Source organism: Streptomyces sp. CAU 1734 (assembly GCF_039888735.1).
In the GTDB taxonomy this organism is placed as follows: domain Bacteria; phylum Actinomycetota; class Actinomycetes; order Streptomycetales; family Streptomycetaceae; genus Streptomyces.
Genome location: NZ_JBDQQP010000020.1, coordinates 1 through 15,760 on the forward strand (window position 1 = coordinate 1; position 15,760 = coordinate 15,760).

Consider the following 15,760-nt stretch of genomic DNA (forward strand, 5'->3'; position numbering starts at 1 on the left):
GTTACATTCCGAACCCGGAAGCTAAGCCTTTCAGCGCCGATGGTACTGCAGGGGGGACCCTGTGGGAGAGTAGGACGCCGCCGAACAATTTTTGAGAGAGGGCCCCATGCCTTAGGTGTGGGGCCCTTTCGCATGCCCGAAAACAACTGCCCCCGAGTCGCAGACACCTCGGGTGCGCTCCGCATTCTCAGGCCCCGGTTCGGCGAACCGGGGCCTGAGTGCGTTCTGGCGACGGTCTACAGCCGCCCGGCGGCCTTCAGCGCGAGGTAGGCATCCGCAACAGCCGGTGCGAGTTCTTCCGGGTTCGCGTCCACGACAATCACTCCCTGGCGTTGCAGCTGCTCCGCCATCCGCCGGCGCTCGGCCTGAGTCCGGGCGGCAGCGGCGGCACCGTAGACGGCCTGCACGCTGCCCCGTTCCGCCGACATCTGCTCGACCCGGGGGTCGGCGACAGAAGCCACCAGGACGGAATGCCGCTGAGTGAGCTGAGGAAGCACAGGCAGCAGACCCTCTTCGACGACGGCCGCGTCGAGACTGGTGAAGAGCACGACGAGAGAGCGGCGCGGAGTGTTGCCGAGAATGGCCGCGATGATGCCCCGGGCATCGGTCTCGACCAGTTCCGGTTCGAGCGCGGCGAGGGCTTCCACCATGGCGGGCAGCGCGTCACGGGCGGAGCGGCTCTGGACCCGGGCTCTGATGCGGCGATCGTAGGCCAGCAGCCCGAGACGGTCGCCGGCCCGGGTCCCGAGTGCGGTGAGCAGGAGAGCGGCGTCCATGGAGGCGTCCAGACGCGGTACATCGCCCACCCGGCCGGCCGATGTGCGGCCGGTGTCGAGTACGAGCAGGATGTGGCGATCTCGCTCCGGGCGCCAGGTGCGTACCGCGACGCTGCTGCCGCGCGCGGTGGCACGCCAGTCGATGGAGCGGGTGTCGTCCCCCGGCACATAGTCGCGCAGGCTGTCGAACTCGGTGCCCTGACCTCGGGTCAGAGCACTGGTGCGGCCGTCGAGTTCGCGCAGCCGTGCCAGTCGGGACGGCAGATGCTTGCGACTGGTGAAGGGCGGCAGAACACGGACCGACCAGGGGACACGGTGTCTGCCCTGGCGGGCGGCCAGGCCCAGGGGGCCGTAGGAGCGGACGGTGATCTGTTCCGCGTGGCGGTCGCCGCGGCGTGTGGGGTGCAGGACCGTGGTGACGCGGCGGCGTTCGCCGGCCGGGATGGTCAGGCGATGGCGTGAGGCCGGCTGTTCGGTACCGGGGGTCCAGCTGCTCGGCGGCCACGCGTCGCGGAGCTGAGCGCGCAGGGGCCGTGCGGCCGGGTTGGTGACGGTGAGCCCGACCTCGGCGGAGTCTCCGAGTCGAACTGTTGTGTCACCACTTCGAGTGAATCGGAGCGTTCGCACTGGCGCCGCGAGGGCGTAATCGCACAAGATTGCCAAGGAGAGAGGCGCGTTGACGGCGAGTATCCCCGCCCAGCTCGGAGCGAGCACCCCCACGGGGATCGAGCCGAGGGCGGCGAGGAGAGCGGTCCGTCCGGTGAGAGCCATCAGCGCCGCCTCATCGGGGTACGGGCACGTGGTTGAGGATCGCGGTGATGACGGAGTCGGTAGTGACTCCATCCATTTCCGCCTCCGGCCGAAGCTGGATCCGATGGCGGAGTGTGGGCAGGGCCAGAGCCTTCACATCGTCGGGGATCACATAGTCGCGGCCGGTGAGCCAAGCCCAGGCACGTGCGGTGGAGAGCAGGGCCGTGGCGCCTCGCGGGGAGGCGCCGAGGGTGAGTGAGGGGGAATCACGGGTGGCACGACAGATATCGACGACATAGCCGGTGATCTCGGCGGAGACCGTGGTCGTGGCGACAGCGGCTCGGGCAGCCTCCAGATCGGCCGCGTTCGCCGCGGTGCGTACTCCGGCGGCGTGGAGATCTCGCGGGTTGAAGCCCGCCGCGTGACGGGTCAGTACATCGATCTCGTCCTCGCGGGACGGCAGCGGGACCGTCAGCTTGAGCAGAAAGCGGTCCAACTGCGCTTCCGGCAAGGGGTAGGTGCCCTCGTACTCGACCGGGTTCTGCGTCGCCGCGACCAGGAAGGGCTCGGGGAGCATCCGGGGGACACCGTCGACCGTGACCTGCCGCTCCTCCATGGCCTCCAGGAGTGAGGACTGTGTCTTGGGCGGAGTCCGGTTGATCTCGTCGGCGAGCAGCAGATTGGTGAAGACCGGGCCCGGCTGGAAGGAGAACTCCGTGGTGCGCGCGTCATAGACCAGGGATCCGGTGACATCGCTCGGCATCAGGTCCGGAGTGAACTGCACCCGCTTGGTGTCCAGTTCGAGGGAGGCGGCCAGGGCGCGCACCAAGAGTGTCTTGGCCACCCCCGGCACACCCTCGAGCAGGACATGGCCGCGGCAGAGCAGTGCCACGACCAGTCCGGTGACAGCGGAGTCCTGGCCGACCACGGCCTTCGCGATCTCGGAGCGCAGGGCCTCCAGGGAGGCGCGGGCACGGTCCGAGTCCACTGCTGTCTCGGGGGTCGGGGCGCTCATGAAGTGCGTACCTCTCTTTCGAGGGCGTCGAGTTGGCCGGCGAGCAGGACGAGGTCGGCGTCCTTGGCCGGAGGCGGGCCGAAGAGGAGTGCGGCTCTGTCCCCGCTGTCCGGGCCCCCGCGGTCCGGCCGGGCCGCGAGGGCGGGGAGCAGGATCTCCGGCGAGTGGGCATCGGCGCGGGCGATGCCGAGGAGCGGGGCGATACGGGTGCGGGTGGCGGCCCGGAGGACGTCGGCCGCCCGGTCGCGGGCGTTCACCTGGTGGTAGAGGCGGGCGCGGCCCTCGGTGGACTCGGAGGCCGGGATGACGACGGGGAGGTTCTCCTCGACCAGCGGGCCGAGTCGGCGGGCGCGCCAGATCGCGGCGAGGACGGCCGCGAGGGAGAGCTGAAGAGCGCCCCAGAGCCAGCCGGAGGGAATGAGTTCGGGCAGCGTGCGCTCCGTGTCATCGCCGGAAACCGCGCCGTCGGCGAGTGAGGGGAGGTACCAGACGAGATGAGGCCGGGAGCCGAGCAGTTGGAGGGCGAGGGAGGCGTTGCCGTGGTTGTCGAGGCGGTCGTTGTACAGGAGGTCGGGGGAGCCGAGGAGGACGGTGTCGCCTCCTCGGGGGGTGTCGAGCCGCAGGAGCGTGGCCGTGCCCCCGCCGGGGTAACAGGCGTCGTGTCCGGGGGCGTCGCTGGTGTAGCGCATGCCGCCGAGGTCGGCGCTGCCCGCGCGCCGGGCGGCCGGCAGGGCGCAGTCGGGGGCCCGCTCGGAGACCGGCACGGAGGGCCGGGTGCGGACGCCGGGGACCAGTTCCCTCGTGGACGCGGGGCCGGCTCCGACGAGAACCGTGCGCCCGCCAGCGGGGGCGGTGGTGCGGCGCAGGGTCTCGCGTTGTGGGGTGGTGAGCAGATCGGGGCCGGTGACCAGCAGCGTGGTGTCGGGTCCGGCGGCGGCGCGGGCTTCGTCGAGCGTGGTCACCACACGGGTGGACACTCCGCGTTCCCCGAGGAGTTCGGCGACGGCGCGGCTGCCGAGGCGGTCGGCGGAGCGGGGGTCCAGACTGCCGTGGTGGTCACCGGAGCGCAGGGCCGCGATCGTGACTCCGGCGATGATCAGGACGGTGAGGGCGAGCAGCGGGCCGCGGGTGCGCTTCCAGACCCGGCGGCCGGTCGGGGACACCGAGATGGCGGCGGTCATCGGGGCGTCCCGTCGGCCGCTCGGGCCGGTTCGGGGCGTGTCTCCTCCAGCTCCGTGTCCAGTTGGCGCAGCCGGAGGTGTGCCTGCCGGTCTGCTGTCCGCCCGCCGTATGTGATGTCGTCGAACACTCCTGCGGCGGAGCGGAGATCAGCGGTGTGGCCGGGGAGTTGTCGTCCCGCCTCGTCCGCGGCCTCGTCGGCGGTTCGGCCCGGGCGGGGGTCGATGAGGGCCCGTTCCTCCAGTGACCGGACGATGGCCCGCATCTGTTCCTGGACCGCCTGGTTCCAGTCTTCTGCCGCGGCATGGCTCGCGGCGGCGGCGCGGTGGTCGGCCGCGGTGCGCGGCGTTCCGCCGAAGAGGGCGGCCGGCCGGGCTGTCCGGCGGGCGGGGGTGCCGAGGCGCCACCAGAGGGCGGCGAGGAGGCAGCAGGCGGCCAGTGCGATGACGAGAATGCCCAGCGGGCCGCCGGGTGCCGCTGCGGACGCGGCCAGGAGAAGGCCGTCGGCCCAGTCCAGGAAGTCCGCGATGCCGCGCTGTAGAGGATTGGGGTCGTTCTCGTGGTACATCGGCCGGGAGAGTTCGCGTTGTGCCGCCTCCCGGGCGGGGATGCGGGGTGACTCCACCGGCACGTCGTCCCGCGTGCGGATCAGTGACGGAGCCGCCCTCGCACCCCCCGGGGCGATCACCCCGTCAGCTCCCCTGCCCGCCGCCGGGCGGTTCGTTCTCGTAGCCGGGGACCCCGGCGGCGCGGGCGAGTTCGAGATCGAGGGCTTCGCGGCGGATCCGCTGGTCGATGTAGAGAAGGACATTCACTCCGGCGGAGACCGGGTAGGTCACGGCGGAGGAGACCACCGCGCCGATGCCCATGACGATCGCGAACATCCAGCCGTCGGGTGTGCGGCCGGCCATGAGGTCGGTCATGCTGCTGCCGTCCGCGAGGACGGCGATCAGGGTGAACGGCACTGCGACGATCATCGTCACGAGGATGATCAGCACCTGAGTGAGCACCACGATGCCGAACGTCCGCCACCAGGCGTCCTGGACGAGCTTGGCGGAGCGGCGCAGCGAGGCGATGATCCCCTGGCGCTCCAGCATCAGCGCGGGCGAGGCGAGAGCGAAGCGGATCATCAGCCAGACCACGACGGGCAGCGCGACGAGCGAACCGAGGGCGATCAGTCCTATGCCGCCCCGCCCGCCCACTATCACTCCGGGCAGGATCGCGACGCCCATGACGGCCATGGCGATCAGCGGCAACAGCAGGGTCAGGCCGAGGAGCTGGGGGAAGCGGGGGCGGGCCTCGCGCCATGCTTCCTTGAGCGTCACCGGGCGGCCCAGCACCGAGCGGCTGATGACCACGGTGAGGAGTGCCGTGGTGAAGAGGGTGGCGATGAGAGTGATCAGGGTCGTCGGCCCCAGCCTGAGGAAGCCGGACTGGAGCGCCTCGGTGAACTGCCGGATGGCTTCCGCCGCGTCGGCCTTCGGGTCGATCTCGACCGGTGCGGGGAGCAGGAAGCGGTCGATGAGAAGGCTGACGAGCTGAGTGACCACGGAGACGGTGAGGGTGATGCCCAATACCGTGCGCCAGTGCGTCCGCAGGGTCGACACCGCGCCGTCGAGGATTTCACCGACGCCCAGCGGCCGGAGGGGGATGACGCCCGGCTTGGCCGCCTGCGGTGGGCCCCAGCCGCTGTGGGCCCGGCCGCCGCGGCCCGGTCCGGGGGGCGGCGGAGGGCCGTACTGGCCGGAGGGCGCGGACCACTGGCTCGGCGGTGGCTGGTTGCTGGACCATTTCGTGGAGCCGCTTTTGTCGTCGGCCGGTTCGGCGGGGCGGGGCACGGCCGCGTTCGGCTCGTCGGGGCGAGCGGATCCGGGCGAAGCCCAGCCCGGAGTGTCGTTCACGGGGTCGTCCACCTCATGACTCGGTTGCGGGGCCGGCTCGGGGAGCCGGCGTGGTGTAGACGCCTTGTCCGGGTATTGGTTCGGCAGGCTGGCAGCCATCGTGCCACGGGTGGTCCGGCGGCGGACCGGTGGCCGTATCTCCCCGGTGCCTTCTTTGTCGGTGGCCGAGCGGGCAGACTGGGCGGATGGCTGATCAGTACGAGCGGAACCCGGCCCGCGTCGACTCGCGGACCCCATCGGTGTTGCGGTGGGCGGAGCCTCCAGAAGGGCCGGTCCTGGTGCTTCTCGACCAGACGCGGCTGCCCGCCGAGGAAGTCGAACTGGTCTGTGCGGATGTGCCCGCTCTGGTGCGGGCGATCAGGACACTCGCCGTGCGCGGAGCTCCTCTGCTCGGTATCGCCGGTGCCTATGGGGTGGCGCTCGCGGCGGGGCGCGGTCATGACGTGGAGGAGGCGGCGCTGCTGCTGGAGCGGTCGCGGCCCACCGCGGTGAATCTGGCGTACGGGGTACGGGTGGCGCTGGCCGCGTACCGGGCCGTGCGGGAGCAGGGGGCCGAGGAGGCGGCGCGGGCGGCGCTCGCGGCGGCCGTGGAGCTGCACCGGCAGGATGCCGAGGCGAGTGCCCGGATGGCCGGCCACGGTCTCGCGCTGCTCGACGAGCTGTTCCCGGGGGGTTCCCACCGGATCCTCACGCACTGCAATACCGGGATGCTCGTCTCGGGCGGGGAGGGCACGGCCTTCGCGGTGGCTCTCGGGGCGCACCGCGCGGGGCGGCTGCGGCGGCTGTGGGTGGACGAGACCCGGCCGCTGCTCCAGGGGGCCAGGCTGACGGCGTACGAGGCCGCCCGGCACGGGTTCGCGTACACCCTGCTCACGGACGGTGCCGCCGGCTCGCTCTTCGCGGCGGGAGAGGTGGATGCCGTACTCATCGGCGCCGACCGGATCGCCGCGGACGGCTCGGTCGCGAACAAGGTGGGCAGCTACCCGCTGGCGGTGCTGGCGAAATACCACCATGTGCCGTTCATCGTGGTGGCGCCCACCACGACGGTCGATCTCGGCACTCCGGACGGGGCGGCGATCGAGGTGGAGCAGCGGCCGGGGCACGAGGTGACGGAAATGCCCGTTCCGGGGGCTTCCGGGGCCGGGGGAGAGGGCGGGGGAGGACTTCCGACGGCGCCGGCGGGGACACAGGCGTACAACCCCGCTTTCGACGTCACACCACCGGAACTGGTGACGGCGATCGTCACCGAGGAGGGGGCGTTGTCCCCGGTCACCGGCGGGGGAATCGCCGAGCTGTGTGCCAGGTCACGCCGGGTCACGATGAGCTAATGGGATGATGTCGATTATGAAGGGACGAGTCCTTGTCGTCGACGACGACACCGCACTGGCCGAGATGCTCGGGATTGTGCTGCGTGGTGAAGGTTTCGAGCCGTCGTTCGTTGCGGACGGTGACAAGGCACTTGCCGCTTTCCGTGAGGCGAAGCCCGATCTTGTTCTGCTCGATCTCATGCTTCCCGGACGGGACGGCATCGAGGTCTGCAGGCTGATCAGGGCCGAGTCCGGTGTGCCAATCGTGATGCTCACCGCCAAGAGCGACACCGTGGATGTGGTTGTCGGGCTGGAATCCGGCGCCGATGACTACATCATCAAGCCATTCAAACCGAAGGAGCTCGTGGCCCGTATCAGGGCGCGACTGAGGAGGTCGGAGGAGCCGGCGCCGGAGCAGCTGGCGATCGGGGATCTGGTCATCGATGTGGCCGGACACTCGGTGAAGCGCGAGGGACAGTCCATCGCGCTGACGCCGCTGGAGTTCGATCTGCTGGTCGCTCTCGCCCGCAAGCCGTGGCAGGTTTTCACCCGTGAGGTGCTGTTGGAGCAGGTCTGGGGATACCGCCATGCCGCGGACACCCGGCTGGTGAATGTGCACGTTCAGCGGCTGCGTTCCAAGGTGGAGAAGGATCCGGAGCGTCCGGAGATCGTGGTTACCGTGCGCGGCGTCGGCTACAAGGCCGGACCGAGCTGATATGTCCCCCGGCGGTGTTGCTCCGGAGCCCGGGGATCCGGGAGTCCGTGGGGAGCGGGCTGCCGGGGCCGGGTCCTGGCTGTCGCGATTCGGCCGTTCGCCGCAGGGCGGACGGCCGGGCCGGGACGGCGAGCCCGGACGTCTGATGTTCCGCCTCGTCATGCGCTGGGTGCGCCGTCCGCTGCTGCCCGCCGTGCGGCTGTGGCGGCGGAACATCCAGTTGAAGATCGTTGTCACGACACTGCTCATGTCATTGGGAGTAGTGGTACTTCTCGGTTTTGTCGTCATCGGCCAGGTGCGCAACGGGCTGCTCGACGCCAAGGCCAAGGCGGCCCAGAGCCAGGCGGCCGGCGGTTTCGCCGTGGCGCGCCAGCTGGCCGGCGAGCCGGCCAATCCCGCCGGGCGGGAGAACGCGGGCGAGGACGAGGCCGCCGCGAACAGCTCCTGGCGGACCGATCTGGTGGAACAGCTGGCCAGTGGTGGCCAGGGAGCCTTCAAGGTGGTGGCGCTGAACGCCGACACCGGGGGGCTGTACCGGGGCGGCCGCAGCTCGGGCGACGTCGATGTGGCGTCCATCCCCGACGCGCTGCGGGCCGAGGTGGGCAAGGGCACCGGGACCTACGAGCGATACGTCCGGATCAGTTACTGGAACGACGAGCACGAGTCGGAGCCCGGCCTCGCGGTGGGCACCCGGCTCAATGACATCGACGGCAATCCGTACGAGCTGTACTACGTCTTCCCGCTCGCGCACGAGGAGAAGTCGCTCAATCTGGTCCGGAACACCCTGACCACCGCCGGCCTCTTCGTGGTCGTGCTGCTCGGGGCCATCGCCTGGCTGGTGGTGCGGCAGATCGTCACCCCGGTGCGGATGGCCGCGGGGATCGCCGAGCGGCTCTCCGCCGGGCGGCTCCAGGAGCGGATGAAGGTCACCGGCGAGGACGACATCGCCAGACTCGGTGAAGCGTTCAACAAAATGGCGCAGAGCCTTCAGCTCAAGATCCAGCAGCTGGAGGAGCTCTCCCGGATGCAGCGCCGCTTCGTCTCGGATGTCTCCCACGAACTGCGCACCCCGCTGACCACGGTGCGGATGGCGGCCGACGTCATTCATGAGGCCCGTGTCGACTTCGACCCGGTCACCGCTCGCTCGGCCGAGCTGCTCGGGGATCAGCTGGACCGCTTCGAGTCCCTTCTGTCGGATCTGCTGGAGATCAGCCGGTTCGACGCCGGAGCGGCGGCGCTGGAGGCCGAGCCGATAGATCTGCGCGAGGTCGTCCGCCGGGTGATCGGCGGCGCGGAGCCGCTGGCCGAGCGCAAGGGCACCCGGATACGCGTCGTCGGCGACGAGCAGCCCGTGGTGGCGGAGGCGGATGCCCGCCGGGTGGAGCGGGTGCTGCGGAATCTGGTGGTCAACGCCGTGGAACACGGCGAGGGCCGCGATGTGGTGGTGCGGATGGCGGTCGCCGGCGGGGCCGTCGCCATCGCCGTACGGGACTACGGGGTCGGGCTGAAGCCGGGCGAGGCGACCCGGGTCTTCAACCGTTTCTGGCGGGCCGATCCCGCCCGGGCGCGTACCACCGGCGGTACGGGGCTCGGGCTGTCGATCGCGGTCGAGGACGCGCGGCTGCACGGCGGCTGGCTCCAGGCATGGGGCGAGCCCGGCGGCGGCTCACAGTTCCGGCTGACTCTGCCGCGTACCGCCGACGAGCCCCTGCGGGGCTCACCGATACCCCTGGAGCCGGAGGATTCCCGGCAGAACCGGGAGCGGGCTCAGGCCGAGGCGTCCGGGCAGCTGCTGGCCTCCGTGCCCGCGCAGCCGGCGTCGGCGCGCTCGCCGCTGCCGGTGACGCCCCGCACGGCGCCCGCCGGGGTCGATCCGGCGGCCCTGCCGGGCAGCGGTGCCCGGGTGGTGGCGCGGCCGGTGGGGGACCGCCAGGACGACGACGCGGCGCGGCCGGCGCCGGACCGGGAGGACTCGACCCGTGGGCGCTGATCTTCGTCACGAGCGGGAGCGGGGTCTTCCGGGCCCCGGGGAATCCCATGGGCGCCGGGACGGACAGCGGCTCGCGGCGGTGCTGGTGAGCAGTGGTGTTCTGCTGGCCGGCTGTGCCTCGATGCCCGACCGGGGCGATGTCCGGGCCGTCAAGGCGTCCCCCCGGGGGGATTCCCAGGTCCAGGTGGAGGCGGTGCCGCCGCGGGAGGGCGCCGGGCCCGGTGAGGTGGTGGCCGGTTTCCTGGAGGCGATCACCAGCGACGACGCCAATTTCGCCACCGCCCGCACCTATCTCACACCGGAGATGTCGAAGAAGTGGCGGCCGGAGACGGGCACGACCGTGCTGTCGAAGGCTCCCGACCCCGGGCCGGCGCGGTCCGGCGGCCGGGACAATCCGGGCATTGACGTTCCGCTGCTCGGCAGGCAGATCGCCGAGGTCGACGCCCAGCGGGCCTATCAGGCCGTCGCGCCCACCGACTACCGCAGAACCATCCACCTCTCCCAGTACGAGACCGCGGGCGGCAAGGCGGAGTGGCGGATCGACAATCTGCCGCCCGGCCTGGTTCTCGGCGCCTCCGATTTCCAGCGGAGCCACCGTTCGGTGAACAAGTACTACTTCGCGGCGGGGCGGAACACCGTGGTCGCCGACCCGGTCTTCATCCGGCAGCGGATCGACCCGGTCACCCGTATGGATCCGGTCACCCAGTCCGTCAAGGCCCTGCTGGACGGCCCCACGGACTGGCTGAAACCAGTGGTCGAATCCCCCTTCCCGGAGGGCACCGCGCTGAAGAAGGGCACCACCTCGCTGCGGTTCGACGACCGGAACACGCTGAAGGTGCCGCTGAACAAGTACGCGTCGGGCGTCAGCCGTTCGCAGTGCAACAAGATGGCGGCGCAGATCCTCTTCACCCTGAAGGACCTCTCGGCCACCCGGGTCGACGAGGTCCAGCTCCAGCGGGCGAACGGCGGTCCGCTCTGCGGCCTGCGCAGCGGCCAGGAGGAGGCGTACTCCCCCGACCATTCCGCCACCCGCGCGGGCAATCAGTACTTCGTCGACAGCAAGGGCAGGCTCGCCGTGCTGCCCGATGACGCGAAGGGCGAACCGGATGTCGTCCTGGGCCCGCTCGGCACCGGGGCCGTTCCGCTGACCCTGGTGGCGGTGGCCCGCGACGAGAGCACCGCGGCGGCCGTCTCCACCGATCATCGCCAGCTGTACGTCGCCTCGATCACCTCCGATGTCGTTCAGGACCCCCCGGTGGTGCAGAGCGCGGGCAAGACCCCGGAGCAGCGGCTCTCGGCGCCCAGCTGGGACGGCCGGGGCGATCTGTGGATCGCCGACCGCAATCCGGGGGATCCGGCGCTGCTGAGGTTCGCCGGCGGGGCGGGGCCGCCCCGCCGAGTGGTGGTCGCGGGGCTCGACGGGGCGCGGATCGAGTCGCTGAGGGTCTCCTCTGACGGCACCCGGATCGCGCTGCTGCTGACCGATGGCAAGAAGACGACGCTCCAGATCGGGCGGGTGGAGCGCCGGGACGACAAGGGTGACACTCTGGTGTCCGTGGCCGACCTGCGGCCCGTCACGCCCCAGCTGGAGACCGTCACGGCGGTTTCCTGGGCCGGTCCCAGCCGTCTGGTGGTCGTCGGCAAGGAGGCCGGCGGTGTGCAGCAGGTGCGGTACATCAGAACCGACGGCTCCAGCTCGCCCGACGCGGTGCTCCAGGGCGTCAACAGTGTGAAGTCGGTCGCCGCGTCCGACGACCCGAACCGGCCGCTGGTGGCGCACTCCGAGGAGGACGGCATCGTACGGCTGCCCGCCGCCGCCAACTGGCAGACGGTGGTCACCGAGGGTTCATCGCCGGTCTACCCGGGCTGACCGGCGCGAAGGCCCCGGCGGCGCGGTCCGCCGGGAGGGTTTTCCACAGGGGTGGCGGGGTGTTCCGCGCCTTGGCACAGTGGTGGGCATGTGGTGGTGGCAGGAGCTCTCCGGACTGGTGCTGCCGGCCGCCTGCGCCGGCTGCGGTGTGGCGCGGACCCCGCTGTGCGAGGAGTGCGGGCACGAGCTGTACGGCTCGGCCCCGGGCCGGGTGCGGCCCGGCCCGGAGCCGCCGGGCCTGCCGCGGGTGTACGCGGCGGCGGTCTACGCCGACGCGGTGCGGGCCGTTCTCCTCGCCCACAAGGAGCGGGGCGCGCTGGGGCTGGCCCGGCCGCTGGGCAGAGCGCTCGCCGGGGCGGTGCGGGCCGCCGTTCCCCGGGCCGCCGGGCCGCTGCTGCTGGTGCCGGTTCCCTCGTCCCGGCGGGCGGTACGGGCCCGGGGGCACGACGCCGGGCGGCGGATCGCCCGGGCGGCGGCGGGTGAGCTGCGCCGGGGCGGTGTCGAGGCGGGAGTCCTGCCGGTGCTGCGGCTGTGCCGGGAGGTCGCCGACCAGAGCGGGCTGACGGCCGCTGAGCGGGTGGCGAACCTCGCCGGGGCCATGGTGGTCCCGCGCGGTGTCCGGAGCCTGCCGAGGGGCGCGGCAGCCGTCCTGGTGGACGATCTGATGACCACGGGAGCGTCGCTCGCCGAGGGTGTACGGGCCCTGCGCGCGGCCGGGGATTCGGGAATCCCGGGATTCGCCCGTCCGAGCGCGGCGGTCATCGCCGCACCGCCATTTTTCGGTGGCAATGAACCGGAACCGACGGGGAAGGCGGAACGTTGCAGCCAGTAAGAGACGAAAGGCTCTGAACGGAGGTAGTTGCTGGTAGCGGGTGCCGTTACCCGCCCGATCGAGCTATGTTCGGTTGTGAGGATCCACGAATGGGATGCCGTATCTCATCGAATGCACTGCCGTGTTTCAGGCCAGGGATTCGGGGCAACGGAAAACCTCGAAAGTTGGTGGGGTGGAGATCTTGTCGACTGGGGAGGAGGAGGTGAAAGTCGCCTAGTCCGGGACTCCGGCAAGCCGCCGGGGTCTGGTGCAACAGGGAGACGCTCCGCAGCCGGCGAGCGAGCGGGGCAAATCCGGGAACGGAGTTCTGCGTGGACATCGTCGTCAAGGGCCGCAAGACCGAGGTGCCCGAGCGGTTCCGCAAGCACGTGGCCGAGAAGCTGAAGCTGGACAAGATCCAGAAGCTCGACGCCAAGGTGATCAGCCTGGACGTCGAGGTGTCCAAGGAGCACAACCCGCGGCAGGCCGACCGTTCGGACCGGGTGGAGATCACCGTTCACTCACGAGGCCCGGTCATCCGGGCGGAAGCCGCGGCCGGCGACCCGTACGCAGCGCTTGACCTCGCCACGGGCAAGCTGGAGGCGCGGCTGCGCAAGCAGCACGACAAGCGCTTCACGCGCCGTGGCAATGGACGGCTCTCGGCGGCCGATGTCGCCGATGTCGTCCCCGGCGTCGCCGAGCTGGACGCCAATGGTCACCTCCCGGCGGAAGAGGTGACGGAATCCGTCCCCACCACCAGGATCGGCTCGCTCGAAGTGCAGGGCGAGGGACCGCTGGTGGTACGCGAGAAGGTGCACACCGCGGCACCGATGGCGCTCGACCAGGCCCTCTACGAGATGGAGCTGGTCGGGCACGACTTCTACCTCTTCGTCGACGCGGAGACGAAGCAGCCCAGTGTCGTCTACCGGCGACACGCCTATGACTACGGCGTCATCCACCTGGAGACCGACCCGCTGGCCGGATCCGACGCGGGCGGCGCCGGAGGCGCGCTCGGCGGCTGATCCCACCGCCGATCCGATCGAGCAGGAGAAAAGGTGCCCCCGGAGCGCTGTCCGCGCCCCCGGGGGCACCATTCCGCGAGCCGCGGAGGCACCGCTGGTGCGCCCGGGCATGAAAGCATGGCCTCCTCAGGCCAACCGGTGCCCTGTGCACTGGTGTTGGCGAACCTGACCATGCCCTTCAGGCCACTGCCTTCAGGGGGAGGAACGATGGCGGACAGCTTCGGACCCGTGCACGATCACACGGCCGGTGCGGGAGAGACAGCCGCGGAGGCCGTAACGGCCGCGAGCGGCTCCCGTGCCGAGCCGATCCGGGTTCTCGTGGTGGACGACCACGCCCTCTTCCGGCGCGGGCTGGAGATCGTCCTCGCCCAGGAGGAGGACATCCAGGTCGTGGGCGAGGCCGGTGACGGCGCGGAGGCGGTCGACAAGGCCGCCGACCTGCTGCCGGACATTGTGCTGATGGATGTGCGGATGCCCCGGCGCGGAGGTATCGAGGCATGCACCTCCATCAAGGAGGTCGCCCCCAGCGCGAAGATCATCATGCTGACGATCAGCGATGAGGAGGCCGATCTCTACGACGCGATCAAGGCCGGGGCCACCGGATATCTCCTCAAGGAGATCTCCACCGACGAGGTCGCCACGGCGATCCGCGCGGTCGCGGACGGGCAGTCGCAGATCAGCCCCTCCATGGCCTCCAAGCTGCTCACCGAGTTCAAGTCGATGATCCAGCGGACCGACGAGCGCCGGCTCGTCCCCGCGCCGAGGCTCACCGACCGGGAGCTGGAGGTGCTCAAGCTGGTCGCCACCGGGATGAACAACCGCGACATCGCGAAGCAGTTGTTCATCTCCGAGAACACCGTGAAGAACCATGTCCGCAACATCCTGGAGAAGCTGCAACTGCACTCCAGGATGGAGGCGGTGGTCTACGCGATGCGCGAGAAGATCCTGGAGATCCGCTAGCGCTTCCGGGCCGGCGGCCGGGGGACCGGGCGTTCACCGGGCCGGGGGCGCGGTCCCGGCCCCGCCCGGGCGGCCGGGCAATTGAGTGAGGGCCTGGGCCGCCCCAGGAGCCCCGGCGCCCGTGACGGGCAGGGACCGGAGCGGCGAGGCGGATGCCCGGACGGCCGGCGGGACGGGCGGCCCCGCTTCAGCCGGGTCGTTCAGGCGACCGCCGCGATCAGTGCGGCGGCCAGCTCGGGGCGGTCGACCCGCTCCACCCGGACCGAGGCGCAGCCCACCCACCCGGCCGCCTCCCGCAGTGCCCGCGCCATGGGCTCCACCGCCTTCGCGGAGTCCAGCGACACCTGCCTCGCCACCAGGGTGGTGCCCTCGCGGGCCGGGTCGACCCGGCCCAGCAGCCTGCCCCCCGAGAGCAGCGGCATCGCGAAATATCCGTGCACCCGCTTGGGCTTGGGGACATAGGCCTCCAGCCGGTGCGAGAAACCGAAGATCCGCTCCGTGCGCGACCGCTCCCAGATCAGCGAGTCGAAGGGCGAGAGCAGGGTGGTGCGGTGCCGGCCGCGGGGCACCGAGGCCAGGGCCTCGGGATCCGCCCACGCCGGCTTGGACCAGCCCTCCACGGTCACCGGCACCAGACCGGAATCGGCCGCCACCGCGTCGAACTGCTCCCCCTTGAGCCGGTGGTAGTCGGCGATATCCGCCCGGGTGCCCACCCCCAGGGACCGGCCCGCCAGCCGGACCAGCCGGCGCAGGCACTCCCGGTCGTCCAGCTCGGTCTCCAGCAGACCGGCCGGGATCGCCCGCTCCGCCAGGTCGTACACCCGCTTCCAGCCCCGCCGCTCGGTGCACACCACCTCGCCGTGCATCAGCGCCCGCTCGACGGCGACCTTGGAGGCCGACCAGTCCCACCACTCGCCGCCGTTCTTCGCGCCGCCCAGCTCGGTCGCGGTCAGCGGGCCCTCGTCGCGCAGCTGCTTGATCACCGTCTCGTAGGCGCCGTCCGGGAGGTCGTGGTGCCACTGCGGACGGGCGCGGTAGGCGCGCCGGCGGAAGGCGAAATGCGGCCACTCCTCGACCGGCAGGATGCATGCCGCATGCGACCAGTACTCGAAGCTGTGGCCCTCGGTCCAGTAGGCGTCCTCGACGGTTCTGCGGCCGACGGCGCCCAGCCGGGCGTACGGGATCAGCTCGTGCGACCGGGCGAGGACCGAGATCGTGTCCAGCTGGACGGCGCCCAGATGACGGAGCACTCCCCGCACCCCGGCCCGTCTGTCCGGCGCTCCCAGGAACCCTTGGGCGCGCAGCGCCATCCGGCGGGCCTCGTCGGCGGAGAGTTCGGCAACGGGAGGCGGCAGCGTCGTCATGGTCCGCACGATAGACGGCGGCACTGACACGCGTGGCCGTGCCCCGGGCGTTCCCGGCGGCCGGAACCGTGCCGCCCGCGGGGCCGGCGGCGGGCCGGCG

13 protein-coding genes and 1 rRNA gene are annotated in these 15,760 nt (G+C 71.3%); 8 read left to right on the forward strand and 6 right to left on the reverse strand.

The annotated features are described in order from the left end of the window. Positions 1-86, forward strand: a 5S ribosomal RNA gene (gene rrf, locus AAFN69_RS30195); the annotation flags it as partial. A 150-nt stretch (positions 87-236) separates the two neighbouring features. On the opposite strand, the gene AAFN69_RS30200 is transcribed toward rrf, so the two are convergent. The 5 genes from AAFN69_RS30200 to AAFN69_RS30220 form a co-directional block, all read right to left on the reverse strand. Continuing rightward, positions 237-1,547, reverse strand: coding sequence for a DUF58 domain-containing protein (locus AAFN69_RS30200; protein WP_347732060.1), 1,311 nt, complete (start codon positions 1,545-1,547; stop codon positions 237-239). 10 nt (positions 1,548-1,557) lie between these two features. Continuing rightward, the gene (locus AAFN69_RS30205) at positions 1,558-2,541 is read right to left on the reverse strand and encodes a MoxR family ATPase (RefSeq protein ID WP_347732061.1); all 984 of its coding nucleotides are present in this window, start codon (positions 2,539-2,541) and stop codon (positions 1,558-1,560) included. After that, positions 2,538-3,722: a DUF4350 domain-containing protein gene (locus AAFN69_RS30210; protein WP_347732062.1), complete on the reverse strand. Its 1,185-nt coding sequence runs from the start codon at positions 3,720-3,722 to the stop codon at positions 2,538-2,540. The genes AAFN69_RS30205 and AAFN69_RS30210 overlap by 4 nt, the downstream gene beginning before the upstream one ends. Continuing rightward, positions 3,719-4,345 (reverse strand): DUF4129 domain-containing protein, encoded by a 627-nt coding sequence (locus tag AAFN69_RS30215; RefSeq protein WP_347732063.1) that lies wholly within the window; start codon positions 4,343-4,345, stop codon positions 3,719-3,721. The genes AAFN69_RS30210 and AAFN69_RS30215 overlap by 4 nt, the downstream gene beginning before the upstream one ends. Positions 4,346-4,412: 67 nt before the next feature. After that, positions 4,413-5,621 carry a hypothetical protein gene (locus tag AAFN69_RS30220; RefSeq protein WP_347732064.1) on the reverse strand — a complete coding sequence of 403 codons (1,209 nt, stop codon included), beginning with the start codon at positions 5,619-5,621 and terminating at the stop codon, positions 4,413-4,415. A gap of 185 nt (positions 5,622-5,806) precedes the next feature. On the opposite strand from AAFN69_RS30220, the gene mtnA reads away from it, so the two are divergent. From mtnA to AAFN69_RS30255, 7 genes are all read left to right on the forward strand, one after another. Then, on the forward strand, positions 5,807-6,949 hold the full coding sequence (mtnA, locus tag AAFN69_RS30225) for an S-methyl-5-thioribose-1-phosphate isomerase (RefSeq protein ID WP_347732065.1): 1,143 nt from the start codon (positions 5,807-5,809) through the stop codon (positions 6,947-6,949). 4 nt (positions 6,950-6,953) lie between these two features. Beyond that, positions 6,954-7,643, forward strand: a complete 690-nt coding sequence (gene mtrA / locus AAFN69_RS30230) for a two-component system response regulator MtrA (protein WP_347732066.1) — start codon at positions 6,954-6,956, stop codon at positions 7,641-7,643. A 1-nt stretch (position 7,644) separates the two neighbouring features. Next, positions 7,645-9,633, forward strand: a complete 1,989-nt coding sequence (gene mtrB, locus AAFN69_RS30235; RefSeq protein ID WP_347732067.1) for an MtrAB system histidine kinase MtrB — start codon at positions 7,645-7,647, stop codon at positions 9,631-9,633. Between the two features lie 121 nt (positions 9,634-9,754). After that, the gene (locus tag AAFN69_RS30240; protein WP_347732171.1) at positions 9,755-11,503 is read left to right on the forward strand and encodes an LpqB family beta-propeller domain-containing protein; all 1,749 of its coding nucleotides are present in this window, start codon (positions 9,755-9,757) and stop codon (positions 11,501-11,503) included. An 88-nt stretch (positions 11,504-11,591) separates the two neighbouring features. Then, positions 11,592-12,335 carry a ComF family protein gene (locus AAFN69_RS30245; RefSeq protein WP_347732068.1) on the forward strand — a complete coding sequence of 248 codons (744 nt, stop codon included), beginning with the start codon at positions 11,592-11,594 and terminating at the stop codon, positions 12,333-12,335. Between the two features lie 311 nt (positions 12,336-12,646). Beyond that, on the forward strand, positions 12,647-13,336 hold the full coding sequence (raiA, locus tag AAFN69_RS30250; RefSeq protein WP_347732069.1) for a ribosome-associated translation inhibitor RaiA: 690 nt from the start codon (positions 12,647-12,649) through the stop codon (positions 13,334-13,336). Between the two features lie 207 nt (positions 13,337-13,543). Beyond that, positions 13,544-14,296 (forward strand): response regulator transcription factor, encoded by a 753-nt coding sequence (locus AAFN69_RS30255; protein ID WP_347732070.1) that lies wholly within the window; start codon positions 13,544-13,546, stop codon positions 14,294-14,296. Between the two features lie 200 nt (positions 14,297-14,496). Here AAFN69_RS30255 and AAFN69_RS30260 read toward each other — a convergent pair whose 3' ends face one another. Next, positions 14,497-15,660, reverse strand: coding sequence for a crosslink repair DNA glycosylase YcaQ family protein (locus AAFN69_RS30260; protein WP_347732071.1), 1,164 nt, complete (start codon positions 15,658-15,660; stop codon positions 14,497-14,499). Between the last annotated feature and the right edge of the window lie 100 nt (positions 15,661-15,760).

Coding starts and splice junctions, on each gene's coding strand:
- AAFN69_RS30200 (WP_347732060.1), bottom strand. CDS start 1,547: ATGGCTCTCACCGGACGGACCGCTCTCCTCGCCGCCCTCGGCTCGATC.
- AAFN69_RS30205 (WP_347732061.1), bottom strand. CDS start 2,541: ATGAGCGCCCCGACCCCCGAGACAGCAGTGGACTCGGACCGTGCCCGC.
- AAFN69_RS30210 (WP_347732062.1), bottom strand. CDS start 3,722: ATGACCGCCGCCATCTCGGTGTCCCCGACCGGCCGCCGGGTCTGGAAG.
- mtnA (WP_347732065.1), top strand. CDS start 5,807: ATGGCTGATCAGTACGAGCGGAACCCGGCCCGCGTCGACTCGCGGACC.
- mtrA (WP_347732066.1), top strand. CDS start 6,954: ATGATGTCGATTATGAAGGGACGAGTCCTTGTCGTCGACGACGACACC.
- mtrB (WP_347732067.1), top strand. CDS start 7,645: ATGTCCCCCGGCGGTGTTGCTCCGGAGCCCGGGGATCCGGGAGTCCGT.
- AAFN69_RS30240 (WP_347732171.1), top strand. CDS start 9,755: ATGCCCGACCGGGGCGATGTCCGGGCCGTCAAGGCGTCCCCCCGGGGG.
- AAFN69_RS30245 (WP_347732068.1), top strand. CDS start 11,592: ATGTGGTGGTGGCAGGAGCTCTCCGGACTGGTGCTGCCGGCCGCCTGC.
- AAFN69_RS30255 (WP_347732070.1), top strand. CDS start 13,544: ATGGCGGACAGCTTCGGACCCGTGCACGATCACACGGCCGGTGCGGGA.
- AAFN69_RS30260 (WP_347732071.1), bottom strand. CDS start 15,660: ATGACGACGCTGCCGCCTCCCGTTGCCGAACTCTCCGCCGACGAGGCC.